Origin of the sequence: Pseudalkalibacillus sp. A8 (genome assembly GCF_045920555.1) — a bacterium.
Taxonomy (GTDB): Bacteria; Bacillota; Bacilli; order Bacillales; family Fictibacillaceae; genus Pseudalkalibacillus.
Genome location: NZ_CP174509.1, coordinates 3,482,545 through 3,498,229, shown reverse-complemented (window position 1 = coordinate 3,498,229; position 15,685 = coordinate 3,482,545). Strand labels below are relative to the sequence as shown.

Sequence of the window (15,685 nt, the reverse complement as noted above, 5' to 3'; positions counted from 1 at the left end):
TGGTATTTTTATCAGTTAATACGCTTTCTCCAAATAGAGAGAGGAGAATTTGATTAATGGCATTTTTAGGAACTGGAACAGTGAACAAAAAAGGACATTTGGAAATCGGCGGGGTAGATACGATCGAATTGGCAAAGGAATTCGGTACCCCCCTTTACGTTTATGATGTTGCTAAAATAAGAGCACAAGCGCATGCATTCTGTTCAACTTTCAAAAAGAGGAAGGTTGAAGCGAAAGTTGCCTATGCAAGTAAAGCTTTTGCTAGTGTAGCAATGTTTCAATTGATTGACGAAGAAGGCCTTTGCCTTGATGTTGTATCAGGTGGAGAACTGTATACTGCACTTCATGCAGGTTTTCCAACTGAAAAGATACACTTTCACGGAAATAATAAGAGTCTTGAAGAACTTCAGATGGCGGTCAAAGAAGGTGTAGGGTGTATTGTCGTCGACAACTTTTACGAGCTTGATCTAATAAAGCAGGTAGGACAAGAGTTGAACAAGGTCATCCCTGTTCTGTTGAGAATTACACCTGGAATTGAAGCTCATACGCATGATTACATTCTGACAGGCCAAGAAGACTCGAAGTTCGGTTTTGATATCGTCAGTAAACAAGCAGATCAAGCGCTGCATGAATGTTTGGCATCTGAACATATGGATGTTCTCGGTGTCCACTGTCATATCGGTTCGCAAATTTTTGAAGCAGATGGTTTCGTCATGGCTGTCCAAAAAGTGTTCGATCAGCTTTTAGAATGGAAAAGTTCAAATGGTTTTGAAGCGAGAGTTGTAAATCTTGGTGGGGGCTTCGGCATTGCTCATACCTCTGAAGAAACTTCTATCTCGATTGAGAAGGTGATCAACGTCTTGATCGATGAAGTGGAAAAACAAGTAGAAAACCATGATCTTGGCATGCCGGAGATTTGGATCGAACCTGGACGTTCCCTGGTTGGAGAAGCTGGCACGACGCTTTACACGATCGGATCGGAAAAAAGAATCCCTGGTATTCGAAATTATGTCTCTGTTGATGGAGGGATGACGGATAATCTTCGTCCTGCTCTTTATCAGGCGAAATATGAAGCAGTGGTCGCAAACCGTCTGTTACAAAAAAACATGCAGACAGTATCAATTGCCGGAAGATGCTGTGAGTCCGGAGACATGTTGATCCATGACATCCAGCTTCCGAAAACCTCCCAAGGAGATATTTTAGCGATGTTCTGTACGGGAGCGTATGGTTACGCGATGGCGAACAATTATAATCGCTTGCCAAGACCAGCTGTCGTCTTTGTTGAAAATGAAGAAGCACAGTTAGTAGTGGAAAGAGAATCCTATAAAGATCTGATCCATCTGGATAGACCATTGAAAAAAACACTTGTATCAAGCAAGTAACCCCTGACGCCTCAGGGGTTTCTTCCTTTATTTCACTTTTTGAAAACTATGAGGCTCCATATGTCTTACTATGGCTTTGGTTAAAAAAATGATATCATGTAAATTGATGTTTATATAACAAAGGAGATGTTATACATGGCTAAAAAAGGATATATCCTTATGGAAAATGGGGAAAAAATTGAATTGGAATTCTTTCCTGAAGAAGCTCCTAATACTGTAGCTAATTTTGAGAAATTAGCAAATGAAGGTTTTTATGATGGAGTGACATTCCATAGAGTAATACCTGGTTTTGTTAGTCAGGGTGGTGATCCTACAGGAACTGGTGCAGGAGGAAGCGGAACTACGATTAAATGTGAAACTGAAGGAAACCCACACAAACATGAAGCGGGATCATTATCTATGGCCCATGCAGGTAAAGACACTGGTTCTAGCCAATTTTTCATTGTACATGAGCCACAGCCTCACCTAAATGGAGTTCATACTGTATTTGGAAAATTAACAAGCGGACTTGAAACGGCTAGATCAATGGAAAATGGCGATGTTATGAAAGAAGTTAAAGTCTGGGAAGAATAAATAGTGAAAGATCGACTCAGTTTGGGTCGATCTATTTTTTTACCGTCATGGGACTGTTTGAGTCCGGAAAATCCGGATAACAGCCTCATAAGAACATTTGAGTGTGGAAAAAAACATGGAAGGTATTCAAAGAAGGTCTATGGCGCCCTGGTTTTGCAAGAAACAGAAAACGAGGTAAACAGAAAACGAGGGACTCATAATCCGTTTTTTGAGTTGCAGCTTGCATCGTCTTTATTTAAAATATTACCTTTTCCTTGCTAAAGAGTCGAATTAAGAGTAACATGTAGGTACAATAAAAAAACATTTCCTTCGGGGCAGGGTGAAATTCCCAACCGGCGGTGATAAAGCATGAAGCTTTTCAGTCCGTGACCCGTTGCTTTTGTAACGGTGGATTCGGTGCAATTCCGAAGCCGACAGTATAGTCTGGATGGGAGAAGGAATTTATACAAGAAGTAGATGAGATTCTCAAAGTAACCGTGAATGATCGGGTACCTGGGTTTAATTTGTCATTGCTTTATTGAAAAAGGTACTTGACGTCATTCAGGATTCTTGAATGATATCTACTTTTATTATCACTCGTCTTTTCTGAACAATCGTTCAGCCATTGAAAAAGCGAGGTTTATTTCTAATGCTCTCAAACCCCGAACATGCTTAATGCATCTTTGGGGTTTTTCTTTTTTGCATTATAGAAATTTCAGCGAATTCGCGACACTCCTGCGGGAAAAGCGAGCCATACTAGACCCCGCTGCGAGGACGAGCCAGGAGGCTTGTGGATCGCCCGCGGAAAGGGAGTGAATTTCGGAAATCAACATTAAGTATTTGTAAATAACAGGAACATCCTATCGGCAATGGTGGAAAGAGGAGATACTATGGAACACGCTCGTTATATGAATTTAGCTATTGAAATGGCAAAACAAACCCCTGGTCAAACTGCTCCCAATCCTAAAGTTGGCGCTGTTGTCGTAAAGAACGGAGAAATCGTCGGTTTAGGAGCACATTTGAAAGCAGGGGAAGCACATGCCGAAGTCCATGCATTACAAATGGCTGGTGACAAAGCAAATGGGGCAACGATGTATGTAACATTAGAGCCTTGCAGTCACCATGGAAAAACACCTCCGTGCGCGGACCTTGTAATCGAACGAGGGATTCAGACGATTTATGTGGCGACAACGGATCCGAATCCGTTGGTAGCTGGTAGGGGAGTACAACGGCTAAAAGAAGCTGGTCTAGATGTACATGTCGGTTTGAATGAGCAGAATGCCATTGAGCTGAATCCGATTTTCAATCATTTCATGACGACGAACAGGCCTTTCGTAACATTAAAATCGGCTTCAAGCATGGATGGCAAGATTGCGACGAAAACAGGGCATAGTAAATGGATTACAGGCCCAGAAGCAAGACTAGATGTCCACCTTTATCGACATGAACATGATGCGATTCTAGTCGGGATCAATACGATCATAAAAGATGACCCTTCACTGACAACACGACTTCCATCTGGAGGGAAAAATCCGATTCGCCTCGTACTGGATACACATTTGAGAATACCAAAACATTGCAAGATTTTGAACGATCAGGAAGCACCAACATGGATCATAACCGGTAATCAAGTATCAGAAACAGATATAGAAACCCTGCAAAATGATCATGTTCGAATCTTGAAAATGGACGAATCAAAAATAAACATACATGCCTTATTGGATCGCCTCACCCAAGAAAGGATCACTTCCCTCTTTGTAGAGGGCGGGGGAACAGTCCATGCAAGTTTTATAAAAGAAAAAGCATTCCAACAAATCGTAACGTATCTTGCCCCGATGTTGGTCGGGGGGCAGTCCAGTCCCTCTATCATAGGTGGGGAAGGGATTGAGAGGATAACAGATGCGATGGATCTGGAAATGATTTCATATGAAAAAATCGGGAAGGACTTGAAAATCGTTTCGATACCGAAGGAGAGATCTTGATGTTTACAGGAATTATCGAAGAGATTGGAAAAATACAATCGGTAAAAGAATCCAATGAAGGTTATGTGGTTCGGATTGAAGCTAAGAAAGTACTTGAGGATGTGCATCTTGGTGACAGTATTTCCGTAAACGGAATATGCTTGACAGTCACATCATTCGAATCTTCTTCTTTCACGGTCGATGTAATGCCGGAAACATTGCGCCACACTAACTTGAAATCGTTAAGCACAGGGGATGGCGTCAACCTGGAGCGCGCGATGGCAGCTGATGGAAGGTTTGGAGGACATTTCGTTTCAGGCCATATCGATGCGGTTGGCGAAATTATCAAAAAGACTCGGAAACAAAACGCCATCTATTATGAAATTAAAGCACCAAAGGAACTTCAACCTTATTTTATGAACAAAGGTTCTGTTGCAGTAGATGGGACAAGTCTTACAATCTTCGGAGTCACGGATTCGACATTTACCCTATCACTCATTCCCCATACTGTTGAAGAATCAGTGCTGGGTAAGAAAAATGAAGGGGATCTCGTCAATATCGAATGTGACATGTTAGTTAAATATATGGATAACTTAATACAAAAAAGGACTAATCAAACACAATCAAGTCGATTGACTGAAGAATTTCTATCGGAACATGGATTTTGATCAATAGAGGATGGTGATAGCAAATGTTCGATCCAATTGAAGAAGCAATATATGAACTGATGCAAGGAAAAATTGTCATCGTTTGTGATGATGAAGACCGTGAGAATGAAGGTGACTTCATTGCACTCGCAGATCGTGTCACGCCTGAGGTTGTGAATTTTATGGTAACCCATGGGCGGGGCCTTGTATGTACACCGATTACTGAAGATCTCGCTCAAAAGCTGGACCTCAACCCGATGGTGAATCATAATACTGACCCCCACGGTACAGCTTTTACGGTAAGTATAGACCATAAATCGGCTACCACTGGGATTTCAGCTCAAGAACGCGCTGCGACGATGAAAGCATTGTTAGACCCGAGTGCCGTCTCTGCTGATTTCAAGCGACCAGGGCATGTCTTTCCTTTGATCGCGAAGCAAGGCGGAGTTTTAAGAAGGGCAGGACATACAGAAGCTGCCATCGATCTTGCTCGGCTTTCGGGTGCTGAACCAGCTGGTGTTATTTGTGAAATCATGAATGAAGATGGTACGATGGCACGAGTGCCTCAGCTACGTAAGATTGCAGATGAATATGATCTGAAAATGATCACGATCAAGGATCTGATTCAATACCGGAATCGCAAAGATAAATTGGTCAAAAAAGAGATCGAGATAAAAATGCCTACCGAATTCGGTGAATTCCGGGCAATCGGCTATTCGAACATCCTTGATCAAAAAGAGCATGTAGCTCTAGTTAAAGGTGAAATCATACCGGATGAGCCAACATTGGTACGGGTCCATTCGGAATGTCTGACAGGAGATGTGTTCGGTTCCTATCGATGTGACTGCGGCCCGCAACTCCATGCCGCATTGTCCCAAATCGAACAAGAGGGCAACGGTATCCTCCTTTACATGAGGCAAGAAGGACGTGGAATCGGGCTCCTTAATAAGATGAAGGCATATAAGCTTCAAGAAGAGGGATTAGACACTGTGGAGGCCAACGAAAAACTCGGTTTCGCACCTGATCTTCGGGATTATGGTATCGGAGCTCAAATATTAAGAGATCTTGGGATAACAAAAATGAAACTTCTGACGAACAATCCTCGTAAAATCAAGGGACTGAGCGGGTATGGTCTGGAAGTTGTGGATCGTGTGCCGATTCAGATGCCTCATCGGGTTGAAAACGAAAAATACTTGAGAACAAAACATAGCAAACTAGGGCATATGCTCCACTTTTGATAATTTAGCATCGCCAGTCTATCATTTGTTAGAATTTAACCACATTTATATGACAATTCAGGAGGCTCTAATTATGGGAACGACATTCGAAGGAAACTTAATAGGAACAGGATTAAAAGTAGGAATTGTAGTTGGTCGATTCAATGAATTCATCACAGGAAAGCTGTTATCAGGTGCCGAGGATGCTTTAAAGCGGCATGGCCTCAATGATCAAGACATTGATGTGGCTTGGGTCCCTGGAGCATTTGAAATTCCATTGATTGCCAAAAAGATGGTGGAGTCAGACAAATATGATGCTGTCATTACGTTAGGGACTGTTATCCGAGGCTCTACACCACATTTTGACTATGTATGTAATGAAGTGGCGAAAGGTGTTTCCAGCCTTTCATTGAACTCAGGGACACCTGTGATATTTGGAGTCTTGACAACGGATTCGATCGAACAGGCAGTTGAACGCGCTGGTACGAAAGCTGGCAATAAGGGATGGGAAGCAGCTGTATCTGCGATTGAAATGGGCAACTTGTGCCGTTCTTTCAATAAGTAAAAAACAAAGGATGTTTTCGAAAAGTTTGTTGCAAATTGAATGATGATGGCTAGGACCTATCGTGGTGGAAATATGCGAGGCTCCTGCGGAAAAGTAAGCTAAGCGAGACCCCGCAAGCGAGGGACGAGCTGGGGAGGTTAGCAGATTGCCCGCGGAAAGCGAGTATATTTCCAATTTGTTAAAAACAACAATCTATACGAAAACAGCTAAAAAAACGATCTCTGAATCATCGAATTTTATTATCATAACAAGTATAGAGAAACCATACTAGGATAATATTTTATAGTATATACTACGCCTATATTCGCAAAGTCATCTATTTTCGACTATAATATAAATGACTTTGTACATCGCTCGACTTTTCTTTATAATAGGCTTTGTTCCCCAAAGGTTTTAAGGTCTAGGACGAGAAGAGGATGAGAAAGTTGACGAATCGAAAGAATAAAAAGCAAGAACAAATTCTTATTATTATATGTATCATCGTTGCTTTCCTCTTGATGTTGTCACTTGTCGGGAAGTTAATTCGATAATGAGGGAGAATTTATGCTAATTCGTTATAAACGAACCTATGAAAAAATTGCAATGGGTCTTCTGTCTTTCATGCCGAACCAGAAAGACGTAAAAAAGCTGCAACAAACGGTAAAGCAATATGGAACAGAGCCTGATCATCAATTGTTCCTGTGGAAAGAAGGGGAAGATATCATCGGGATTATCGGTTTGAAGATGAAAGATGGGACAGCTGAACTGCAGCATGTAAGTGTCAATCCTTCACATCGTCATCAAGGTATCGGAAAAAAGATGGTCGATGCACTGAAAAGAATTCTGAAGGACGACTATCACCTGACTGCAACCGAAGAAACAAGCTCCTTCTTAGAAAAATGTGAAGAACAAGTCAGACTTGAAAACGACTAGTGGAAACGGAAAGGATTATCCTTCCCGTTTCTTTTTTCTTAGATTCTTCTGTGCTAGTCGTTCATTGATAACTTCTTGACGATCTCTAAGGGTATGTTTATGAAGTAAGAATTCATTTGTTAAATCACTGGGAAGACCGTAAGTACAACCGACTTTTTCACATTCTTGTTTACAAAGAGTGATTAATAGCTGATCTTTGATCGGCAGGTTGAAGCTTTCATATGGTTGGTTGTTTTTGATATCTTTGAACCTTTTTTGAAGAAGGACTTGTAGTTGTCGGGAATCTAATCCTAAAGCCTCGATTTCAGGCTGTTCTGATTCAATGATTCGGACAGCACTCTGCATCATCCGTAAGGCTCCGGGATAATTCTGCCTTCTTTGATGGTAAAGGGACACGGCAATCTGTATGAGCCCTACCCAGTGGTCCTTGGGTTCGTTTTTCGGAACCGATTTCCAATGTTCTTCTAGAATTTCATGGCACTCGAAGTAATCACGCAATCCATGAAAATGGACTAAAAAGTCAATATATGGCTTTGGATACATGGAATGATACCTCCATTGTTAAGTATTTTTAGTTTATCATATAAAGCAGGGTTCTTTAATATAAGCTGACGGAAAAGACAAATTGTGGGTATGCCTGCTGTATGCTATAATATCGACATATTTCATACTTTGAAAGCTATTTGTTTTTAGGTATGATTCATTACATATTTAGAATGTGAGAATGGTGATTTTCTTGACCCAATATAACGTTCGACTGGATGCATTCGAAGGTCCGCTGGATTTATTGCTTCATCTGATCAACCGATATGAAATTGATATTTATGATATTCCAGTTGCTAAGATTACGGAACAATACTTAGAATACATACATACCATGCAGGAACTTCAGCTGGACATCGCTAGTGAGTATCTTGTCATGGCGGCTACACTTATTGCCATTAAGAGCAAAACATTGCTTCCAAAGCATGAAGAAGATGATTATGATCAACAGCTCGAAATGGATATGGAGGAGGATCCTCGCGATGAGCTAGTCCGTCGACTCATCGAGTATCGCAAATATAAGGAAGCATCCTCTTATTTGAGAGAGCACGAGAGTAAGAGGAGTTGGACTTTTTCAAAACCACCGAGCAATCTTGATCATGTCGAATCAAAACAAGAACCAGTCAATCCAGTTTCGAATATGACGATATTTGATTTAGTAGGTGCTTTTCAATCCCTTTTCGATAAAAAAAGAACAAAGAAAACACCCCAAACCAAAATAGATCGCCAGGATATTCCGATTGACAAGCGTATGACGGAGATTGTTTCAGAATTACGTTTTCGAAATGGAAAGCAGACGTTCCAAAACCTCTTTCCATATCCAAGTAAAGATCATATGGTAGTGACCTTTCTGGCGATTCTTGAATTGATGAAAACAAAGCAAATACGTTGTGAACAGAGTGAAAACTTTAATGAAATTGTAATTGATTTGATGGAGGAGGATATTAGTTGACTACAAGAAATGAGCAAAAAGCTGTAATTGAAGGTCTGCTTTTTGTCGTCGGGGATGAAGGTCTGGAAGGAAAGCAAGCAGCTGATATTCTTCAAATCGAGCTTTCAGAAGCCGAAGAACTTATTCGGGAAATGATTGAAGATTACCAGGCTGAAGAGCGTGGGATTGAAATCGTAGAAATTGCAGGCGCCTATCAATTAACGACAAAAGCAAAACATATCTCCTATTATGAAAGGTTCGTTGAATCACCAACAACAAGCTCACTGTCGCAAGCGGCTCTGGAAACTCTTGCAATCGTAGCCTATAAACAGCCGATAACAAGGGCTGAAATAGAAGACATCCGTGGAGTGAAGACGGAAAAACCGCTCCAGACCTTGACAGCTAAACATCTGGTGAAAGAAGTGGGTAGAGCAGAAGGAACTGGGCGGGCCATTCTCTATGGAACAACGAAGGAGTTTCTTGAATACTTTGGTTTGAAGTCGAAGGAAGACCTTCCAAAATTACCGGAACATTTTGAAGATGATTCCATCGAAGACGAAGCAGATTTGTTTTTCGAGAATTTCGAAACCGTAATGGAACCGAACGATAAGGGGGAATAACCGTGATTATTACTTCAATAACAGGAAAAGAGCTGGAAAAGTCGAAATCAAACTCTCCTGAAGAATTTTTCAATCGCTCTGAAGTAACCTTCCTGGATGGCAAAAATGAAAAGACGTTAGCTGTATTGTATGTAAGATATTTTGATGAAAAAATATCCGAATTTTCGAGTTTTGAAACAGAAGAACTCTTTGAAGTGGAAGGGCGCCTTATCCATTTACGGGAGATTGTCGCGTTACTAGCCCTTAAAGCTCATCCAGAATATGCAAAACGTCATCGTGTCTACATAAATGATGAAGTACAATTCGCATCTTTATTTAAAGCGATAGAAAAAGAATCACTCAAGACAATGGTTAAGAAGATTGTTGCAGATGGACGGCTGGAATTGAATGAACAAAAGGTATAATAACCTCTCACAGAATTACCTTCTATTTTAACAGCATACGAAAAGAGGCTGTTCTATGCATTTTGATGCATGGATCAGCCTCTTTCTTTCCGATGTATAGTTTAGCCGTGATATCCTGAGTAAACGGTAATTCCGATTATCACCAATAACACGAACAAAACAACAAGCAAGATGAATCCCTTACCAAATCCATCTGACATTTCGATGTCCCCCTATTCCTTTATAAGCCATTCACCCATACTATATGCATTCGTCTATTAGGCGGACTAGACGATTGTACCGGTTTCACATATTTTGTTAGGATAAGTACAAACTGATAGAAATAAACAAGTAGGGAAGTGGGGAAATATGCCGTATATTTTATCGGTCGGCACCTGTGATCCGGAGCATACAATGGATCAAGAAGATACAGTCGAATTCGCGAGGGAGTTATTCAGTGATCATTTCACTCATATCGATCGTTTATTACGTGTTTTTGAAAATGGACAAATTGACACGAGGAATTTTGTGAACGATGTGCAGTGGTACAAGGATGATCATTCCCTACAAGCGAAAAATGATATATATATTGAAAAGTCTATAGAGTACGGTGTAAAAGCGATTGAAGATTGTTTTGCTAACAACCGATATATGGACAAACAAATTCCCTACAATGAAATTGAAGCGATCTTTTTTGTTTCAACCACTGGTTTTTCGACTCCGAGCATTGAAGCGAGGATTATGAACGAACTGCCTTTTTCCCGACATACGAAACGGATTCCTATATGGGGATTAGGCTGTGCTGGAGGCGCTTCAGGATTAGCAAGGGCTCATGATTATTGCCTTGCCTATCCTAAAGCGAAGGTTCTACTTATTTGTGCAGAGCTTTGCAGTTTGACATTCCAGAAGGAAGATTATTCGAAAAGTAATCTTATCGGGACTTCCCTATTTGCAGATGGCGTTGCTGCTGTATTGATGGTAGGGGATGAAGTGAAAGAGAATGAATTATCACTTAAAAGGACCTTGCCGCGAACTTTAGCAAGTCAATCCACTTTAATGCCGGATTCAGAAGAGGTGATGGGATGGGATATAAAGGATGAAGGACTTTATGTCATCTTTTCGAAAGATATTCCACAAATCGTTGATAGCTGGTTCTATCCTGCAATCCATCAATTTTTGATAGATCAAAACCTCCAGTTGGAAGATATCCAACATATCATCGCACACCCTGGCGGGATAAAAGTGTTGAATGCATATATCAGTTCGTTGAACCTTCCACCTTCTATGCTTCAGGACTCTTTGGAAGTATTGAAACGTTTTGGCAATATGTCATCTGTCACGGTCCTCTATGTATTGAATCGTTTTTTAAAGAAAAAGATATCGGTTGGAGAAAAAGGACTTTTGCTAGCATTAGGACCGGGCTTCAGTTCTGAGGTCGTTTTATTAGAATGGGTAGAATAAGCCAAGGGGGATGACAGATGGTTTTCATGCTCGTTTTTTCATTCATTATTGGACAACGGCTATACGAATTGAAGATAGCGAAGCGAAATGAAAATGAAATGAAAGCTAGAGGAGCAAAAGAGTTTGCTGGAGACCATTACAAGTGGATCGTCCTTCTACATACGACATTTTTTATTACCTTAGCATCCGAAGCCTTTTTGCGAGGATTCATGGTTTCGTTTCTTTTCCCGGTATTGTTTATGTTGTTTATAGGTTTGCAAGCATTCAGGGTCTGGACCATCCGTTCATTAGGTATGTTTTGGAACACCAAAATCATCATTCTTCCAGGGGCGAAGGTAGTGAAGAGAGGTCCATTCCGTTTTATGAGACATCCTAACTATGTCGTCGTCGCTATGGAGTTACTCATTATTCCTCTTATGTTTAATGCTTACTGGACAGCTATCATTTTTACGATATTGAATGCATTACTTTTACGATATGTCAGGATCCCGGTAGAAGAAGAGGCCCTTTCCCGGCAATCAGACTATACCGATCAATTCGCTGATACCCCACGTTTCTTTCCCCAAGATCGAAAACATGACAAAAAGCCCTCAAGCAAGTAGTCCATAACATCATTATGTATACTTAATTTTTTTCATATCCCGTCATTTACAGCATAAACTTGTACAAAACTGGCTAAGGGACGGGATGTTATGATTGTTGCATTAATTAGAGCTGGAATCCTAATTGGATTAGCCTTCATCATATTCGCAAGCATACCGTTACAACTGATTGCGCATGCGGAAGGACCTGGTGTATATGCGCAGGGCGCCATATTGATGGAGCAAGAATCAGGACGTGTGTTGTACGGGAAAAATGAGCATCAAAAAATGAGGATTGCAAGCATTACGAAAATCATGACGGCCATCTTAGCAATCGAGTCCGGCAAAATGGAGGAAACGGTCACAGTAAGTGAGCGTCCACTTCAAGCTGAAGGCTCGTCCATCTATTTAAAAAAAGGTGAAAAGATCGTCTTGGAAGATCTCGTTTATGGACTGATGCTAAGGTCTGGAAATGATTCGGCTGTCGCAATCGCCGAACATGTTGGTGGCAGTTTAGAAGGTTTCGTTTATATGATGAACGAAAAAGCGACTGAGATCGGGATGAGAAATACGTATTTCTCGAACCCGCATGGACTTGACGATCATGAAAATCATTATTCGACTGCTTATGATATGGCTCTGCTGACGAGATATGCTATGGAAAACGAGCAGTACAGGAAGATTTCTGGAACAAAAACGCATAGAGCCCCGCAGGATGGTGAGAAATGGGATCGGATCTTTAAAAATAAAAACAAACTGTTAAGGATGTACGAATATTCAACCGGTGGTAAGACTGGATATACGAGCCGTGCAAAAAGGACCCTCGTATCTACCGCACAAAAGGAAGATCTCGAATTGATTGCGGTAACCTTGAATGATGGCAACGATTGGAACGATCATATGAACCTTTTCAATTGGGCATTTGATACATATGATCTAGTGTCCATAGTACAAAAAGGAAAAATCACCGGGTTGGAAAACGAAGCCTACAGGAATAAAGTAGAGGCTGCTAGAACGTTTTATTATCCGTTGAATGAAGAAGAACGTGAACTTGTCAATAATGAGATAACATTGATGAAACCGCCTAAAAATGGCAAATGGAAAAATCCACCTAGTCCTGTTGGACAGCTGACGATCTTTTTAGATGGTAAAGACATTGGCCAAATCCCGCTATTTATAAAAGGAACATACAGGGAATTGGAAGAGGAAACATTTTGGGGAACGATTAAGAACGTCGTTACAAAGTTTTTCCTTATAACGGTGCCACATGGTTAACCTGATCTGGGTGTTCATGTTCGTCTTTGGAATCCTATATGCTGCAATCAACGGGACGATGGAGGAAGTGAACAAAGTATTATTCAAAAGTGCACAAGAAGCTGTAACGATAAGCCTGGGTTTGATCAGTATACTTGTTTTCTGGTTAGGCTTGATGAACATTGCAAAAAAAGCGGGGTTGTTGGAAAAACTCTCGGGTTTGTTCCGCCCGATTGCCAAACGTCTTTTTCCAGAAATACCGCCTGACCATCCTGCGATGGGATACATTTTATCAAATATGGTTGCAAACCTGTTCGGACTCGGAAATGCTGCAACCCCTATGGGGATAAAAGCGATGGAACAAATGAAAAAATTGAATGCTGATCGGGAAGACGCGAGCAGATCGATGATCACGTTCCTTGCGATAAATACATCAAGCTTGACCATCATCCCGACAACGGTGATTGCCATACGGATGAATTATGATTCCATGTCTCCAACTGATATTGTCGGAACAACGCTTGTTGCCACAGCATGTTCGACCTTAGCAGCGATCATGATCGACCGCTATTTTTATCATAGACGCCAAAGAAGGAGGCGATCATGAAATGGGGCTTGTCTCGACAATATCCATATGGATCCTTCCATGTCTCATCGGATTCGTCCTTTTATATGCGACCTTTAAAAGAGTTTCCACATACGAAGAGTTTGTAGAAGGTGGTAAAGAGGGCTTTTCAATTGCAGTTTCAATCATCCCTTATTTGGTCGGCATGCTTGTTGCGATTACAGTTTTCCGAGCATCTGGCGCTTTAGCTTTCATGATCGACTCAATCAAGCCATTCCTGACTGCGATCGGAGTTCCATCCGAAATCGTCCCGCTTGCATTGATCAGGCCCATTTCTGGGACAGGCGCTCTTGCCATGACCACAGATCTGATCTCCACTTACGGACCTGATTCTTTTATCGGGCGATTGGCTTCTACGATGCAAGGCAGCACCGATACGACGCTTTATATCCTCACCGTTTACTTTGGCGCTGTCGGAATCAAAAGGATGGGGGATGCGCTGAAGGTCGGCTTACTTGCTGACCTTGTCGGCATCATTGTTGCGATCATCGTTGTCACTATCGTTTTTGGAAGTTCAGTCTAGTGACTCTAACAACAGTGCTATCAAATAGAGATAACAAGGACTGAGTTTCGCCGGTCCTTTTCTTTATGCAAAAAATTTTGACCGTCTACTATTTTTCAGTTTTAAAGATTCACGCATATGGAAAAACAGTGAACAACACTTCCGGAACTTGAGAATTCAAATTTCGAAGAGTATGATTGAGGTTGAGGTGAAATCATGGAACGATTACAGAAAGTCATTGCGCAAGCTGGCATCACTTCCCGCCGCAAAGCCGAGAAGTTGATCCTGGACGGGCAAGTGAAAGTAAACGGTAACATAGTTAAGGAACTGGGGACGAAAGTGTCTCCATCTGATGAAATTGAAGTAAACGGGGTACCAATTGATAAAGAAGAGCCTGTCTATTTTTTGTTTTATAAACCGACCGGCGTCATTTCAAGCGTAAAGGATGAGAAGGGGCGTAAAGTCGTCACAGATTACTTCCCTGATATCGAACAAAGGATATTTCCTGTAGGCCGGCTTGATTATGACACTTCTGGTTTGCTTATACTGACGAATGACGGTGACTTTGCAAATGCGTTGATGCATCCGAAATATCACGTTGAGAAAAGATATGTAGCCAAAGTGAAAGGGATCCCATCAAAGCTTGAGCTACGCCAACTGGCGAAAGGAATTATGCTCGACGACGGCAAGACTGCGCCAGCAAAAGTCAAAATGAAAAGCTTAGATAAAAAGAAACAGACGGCAATCATTGAATTGACGATCCACGAAGGCAGGAACCGACAAGTAAGAAGGATGTTCGAGACCCTTGGATATCCTGTCCAAAAACTAAAACGTGAAGGGTACGGCAATCTTGATCTCAGAGGTATGAATCCAGGTGACTCCCGGACAATGACACCCCATGAAGTCAAGCAATTACGGAATCTAGCTGTCACATAAACGTCAAATAAAACCCATGAATACTGGACAAATAAACGTTATAGTAGGAAGGGTAGAAGATTAGATTGGAGCGATCGCCATTATGAAAAAACGACAACGGTTAATCATGCGTTCTGTCATTTTGGTTGTAATTGCCCTAGCCCTGGGATATACACTCTATAACACCGTTTTCAATGACAAAAAGGAACCTGTCAAAGCCGGAGACACAGCTCCGAACTTTGTCCTCGAAGATTTGGAAGGTAATCAAGTAGAGCTTAATGATTATAAAGGGAAGGGCGTTTTCTTGAATTTCTGGGGTACATATTGTCCGCCATGTGAAAAAGAAATGCCTGCCATCCAACGGCAGTATGACAAATATAAAGACCAAGATGTAGTCGTCCTGGCAGTAGATATCGCTGAACCGAAGTTCACGGTAGAAAAATTCGCTAAACAAAAAAATCTGACTTTCCCTATTTTGTTAGACCAACAACGTGAAGTAGTAGATGAATACGGTGTTGGTAACTTGCCAGCAACGTACTTGATCAGCCCGGAAGGCAAGGTGGTCGATAAAATCACGGGAGAGCTGAATGATACGTTAGTTCGTAACTACATGGAAAAAATCAAGCCATAATGG

General features: G+C 41.4%; 19 protein-coding genes and 1 riboswitch. Of the genes, 17 read left to right on the top strand and 2 right to left on the bottom strand.

Features of this window, described 5'->3' with window-relative positions; genetic code table 11:
• Positions 1–56: 56 nt before the first annotated feature.
• The 7 genes from lysA to ACJROX_RS18015 all read left to right on the top strand — a co-directional run bounded on the left by lysA (position 57) and on the right by ACJROX_RS18015 (position 7,236).
• Positions 57–1,382, top strand: a complete 1,326-nt coding sequence (lysA, locus tag ACJROX_RS18045; protein ID WP_408006590.1) for a diaminopimelate decarboxylase — start codon at positions 57–59, stop codon at positions 1,380–1,382.
• A gap of 135 nt (positions 1,383–1,517) precedes the next feature.
• Positions 1,518–1,955, top strand: a complete 438-nt coding sequence (locus ACJROX_RS18040; protein ID WP_408006589.1) for a peptidylprolyl isomerase — start codon at positions 1,518–1,520, stop codon at positions 1,953–1,955.
• A gap of 301 nt (positions 1,956–2,256) precedes the next feature.
• Positions 2,257–2,398, top strand: a riboswitch (FMN riboswitch).
• Positions 2,399–2,824: 426 nt separating this feature from the next.
• Positions 2,825–3,916, top strand: a complete 1,092-nt coding sequence (gene ribD, locus ACJROX_RS18035) for a bifunctional diaminohydroxyphosphoribosylaminopyrimidine deaminase/5-amino-6-(5-phosphoribosylamino)uracil reductase RibD (RefSeq protein WP_408006588.1) — start codon at positions 2,825–2,827, stop codon at positions 3,914–3,916.
• Complete coding sequence (gene ribE, locus ACJROX_RS18030; RefSeq protein WP_408006587.1) at positions 3,916–4,563, top strand: riboflavin synthase; 648 nt, start codon at positions 3,916–3,918, stop codon at positions 4,561–4,563. Before ribD ends, ribE (ACJROX_RS18030) begins: the two co-directional genes overlap by 1 nt.
• Positions 4,564–4,586: 23 nt before the next feature.
• The gene (locus ACJROX_RS18025) at positions 4,587–5,780 is read left to right on the top strand and encodes a bifunctional 3,4-dihydroxy-2-butanone-4-phosphate synthase/GTP cyclohydrolase II (RefSeq protein ID WP_408006586.1); all 1,194 of its coding nucleotides are present in this window, start codon (positions 4,587–4,589) and stop codon (positions 5,778–5,780) included.
• A gap of 73 nt (positions 5,781–5,853) precedes the next feature.
• Positions 5,854–6,324, top strand: a complete 471-nt coding sequence (gene ribE / locus ACJROX_RS18020) for a 6,7-dimethyl-8-ribityllumazine synthase (protein ID WP_408006585.1) — start codon at positions 5,854–5,856, stop codon at positions 6,322–6,324.
• A gap of 543 nt (positions 6,325–6,867) precedes the next feature.
• Positions 6,868–7,236, top strand: a complete 369-nt coding sequence (locus ACJROX_RS18015) for a GNAT family N-acetyltransferase (protein ID WP_408006584.1) — start codon at positions 6,868–6,870, stop codon at positions 7,234–7,236.
• Between the two features lie 15 nt (positions 7,237–7,251).
• Here the strand turns inward: ACJROX_RS18015 and ACJROX_RS18010 are convergent, their stop codons facing one another.
• Complete coding sequence (locus ACJROX_RS18010; RefSeq protein WP_408006583.1) at positions 7,252–7,779, bottom strand: DUF309 domain-containing protein; 528 nt, start codon at positions 7,777–7,779, stop codon at positions 7,252–7,254.
• Between the two features lie 181 nt (positions 7,780–7,960).
• On the opposite strand from ACJROX_RS18010, the gene ACJROX_RS18005 reads away from it, so the two are divergent.
• The 3 genes from ACJROX_RS18005 to ACJROX_RS17995 are packed head-to-tail and all read left to right on the top strand — an operon-like array spanning position 7,961 to position 9,734.
• Positions 7,961–8,731 carry a segregation/condensation protein A gene (locus ACJROX_RS18005; protein WP_408011698.1) on the top strand — a complete coding sequence of 257 codons (771 nt, stop codon included), beginning with the start codon at positions 7,961–7,963 and terminating at the stop codon, positions 8,729–8,731.
• A complete protein-coding gene (scpB, locus tag ACJROX_RS18000) occupies positions 8,728–9,330 on the top strand; it encodes an SMC-Scp complex subunit ScpB (protein ID WP_408006582.1) in 603 nt (200 codons plus the stop codon). Before ACJROX_RS18005 ends, scpB begins: the two co-directional genes overlap by 4 nt.
• A 2-nt stretch (positions 9,331–9,332) precedes the next feature.
• Complete coding sequence (locus ACJROX_RS17995) at positions 9,333–9,734, top strand: hypothetical protein (protein WP_408006581.1); 402 nt, start codon at positions 9,333–9,335, stop codon at positions 9,732–9,734.
• A 101-nt stretch (positions 9,735–9,835) separates the two neighbouring features.
• On the opposite strand, the gene ACJROX_RS17990 is transcribed toward ACJROX_RS17995, so the two are convergent.
• Positions 9,836–9,934 carry a YjcZ family sporulation protein gene (locus tag ACJROX_RS17990; protein ID WP_221565275.1) on the bottom strand — a complete coding sequence of 33 codons (99 nt, stop codon included), beginning with the start codon at positions 9,932–9,934 and terminating at the stop codon, positions 9,836–9,838.
• Positions 9,935–10,082: 148 nt separating this feature from the next.
• Between ACJROX_RS17990 and ACJROX_RS17985 the strand changes: the two genes are divergently transcribed.
• The 7 genes from ACJROX_RS17985 (at position 10,083) to resA (ending at position 15,682) form a co-directional block, all read left to right on the top strand.
• Entirely contained in the window at positions 10,083–11,174 is a 1,092-nt protein-coding gene (locus ACJROX_RS17985; RefSeq protein ID WP_408006580.1) for a type III polyketide synthase, read from the top strand.
• A gap of 17 nt (positions 11,175–11,191) precedes the next feature.
• Positions 11,192–11,776 carry an isoprenylcysteine carboxyl methyltransferase family protein gene (locus ACJROX_RS17980; protein ID WP_408006579.1) on the top strand — a complete coding sequence of 195 codons (585 nt, stop codon included), beginning with the start codon at positions 11,192–11,194 and terminating at the stop codon, positions 11,774–11,776.
• A 90-nt stretch (positions 11,777–11,866) separates the two neighbouring features.
• Positions 11,867–13,030, top strand: coding sequence for a D-alanyl-D-alanine carboxypeptidase family protein (locus ACJROX_RS17975; RefSeq protein WP_408006578.1), 1,164 nt, complete (start codon positions 11,867–11,869; stop codon positions 13,028–13,030).
• Positions 13,023–13,616, top strand: a complete 594-nt coding sequence (locus ACJROX_RS17970) for a nucleoside recognition domain-containing protein (protein WP_408006577.1) — start codon at positions 13,023–13,025, stop codon at positions 13,614–13,616. The genes ACJROX_RS17975 and ACJROX_RS17970 overlap by 8 nt, the downstream gene beginning before the upstream one ends.
• Before the next feature lies 1 nt (position 13,617).
• Positions 13,618–14,157 (top strand): spore maturation protein, encoded by a 540-nt coding sequence (locus tag ACJROX_RS17965; RefSeq protein ID WP_408006576.1) that lies wholly within the window; start codon positions 13,618–13,620, stop codon positions 14,155–14,157.
• A gap of 195 nt (positions 14,158–14,352) precedes the next feature.
• Entirely contained in the window at positions 14,353–15,072 is a 720-nt protein-coding gene (locus tag ACJROX_RS17960; protein WP_408006575.1) for a pseudouridine synthase, read from the top strand.
• An 82-nt stretch (positions 15,073–15,154) separates the two neighbouring features.
• Positions 15,155–15,682, top strand: coding sequence for a thiol-disulfide oxidoreductase ResA (resA, locus tag ACJROX_RS17955; RefSeq protein WP_408006574.1), 528 nt, complete (start codon positions 15,155–15,157; stop codon positions 15,680–15,682).
• Positions 15,683–15,685 lie beyond the last annotated feature (3 nt).

Coding starts and splice junctions, on each gene's coding strand:
- ACJROX_RS17965 (WP_408006576.1), top strand. CDS start 13,618: ATGGGGCTTGTCTCGACAATATCCATATGGATCCTTCCATGTCTCATC.
- ACJROX_RS18010 (WP_408006583.1), bottom strand. CDS start 7,779: ATGTATCCAAAGCCATATATTGACTTTTTAGTCCATTTTCATGGATTG.
- ACJROX_RS17960 (WP_408006575.1), top strand. CDS start 14,353: ATGGAACGATTACAGAAAGTCATTGCGCAAGCTGGCATCACTTCCCGC.
- ribD (WP_408006588.1), top strand. CDS start 2,825: ATGGAACACGCTCGTTATATGAATTTAGCTATTGAAATGGCAAAACAA.
- ACJROX_RS18025 (WP_408006586.1), top strand. CDS start 4,587: ATGTTCGATCCAATTGAAGAAGCAATATATGAACTGATGCAAGGAAAA.
- ribE (WP_408006585.1), top strand. CDS start 5,854: ATGGGAACGACATTCGAAGGAAACTTAATAGGAACAGGATTAAAAGTA.
- ACJROX_RS18005 (WP_408011698.1), top strand. CDS start 7,961: ATGGTGATTTTCTTGACCCAATATAACGTTCGACTGGATGCATTCGAA.
- ACJROX_RS17985 (WP_408006580.1), top strand. CDS start 10,083: ATGCCGTATATTTTATCGGTCGGCACCTGTGATCCGGAGCATACAATG.
- ACJROX_RS17975 (WP_408006578.1), top strand. CDS start 11,867: ATGATTGTTGCATTAATTAGAGCTGGAATCCTAATTGGATTAGCCTTC.
- ribE (WP_408006587.1), top strand. CDS start 3,916: ATGTTTACAGGAATTATCGAAGAGATTGGAAAAATACAATCGGTAAAA.
- lysA (WP_408006590.1), top strand. CDS start 57: ATGGCATTTTTAGGAACTGGAACAGTGAACAAAAAAGGACATTTGGAA.
- ACJROX_RS18015 (WP_408006584.1), top strand. CDS start 6,868: ATGCTAATTCGTTATAAACGAACCTATGAAAAAATTGCAATGGGTCTT.
- ACJROX_RS17970 (WP_408006577.1), top strand. CDS start 13,023: ATGGTTAACCTGATCTGGGTGTTCATGTTCGTCTTTGGAATCCTATAT.
- resA (WP_408006574.1), top strand. CDS start 15,155: ATGAAAAAACGACAACGGTTAATCATGCGTTCTGTCATTTTGGTTGTA.
- ACJROX_RS17980 (WP_408006579.1), top strand. CDS start 11,192: ATGGTTTTCATGCTCGTTTTTTCATTCATTATTGGACAACGGCTATAC.
- ACJROX_RS17990 (WP_221565275.1), bottom strand. CDS start 9,934: ATGTCAGATGGATTTGGTAAGGGATTCATCTTGCTTGTTGTTTTGTTC.
- ACJROX_RS18040 (WP_408006589.1), top strand. CDS start 1,518: ATGGCTAAAAAAGGATATATCCTTATGGAAAATGGGGAAAAAATTGAA.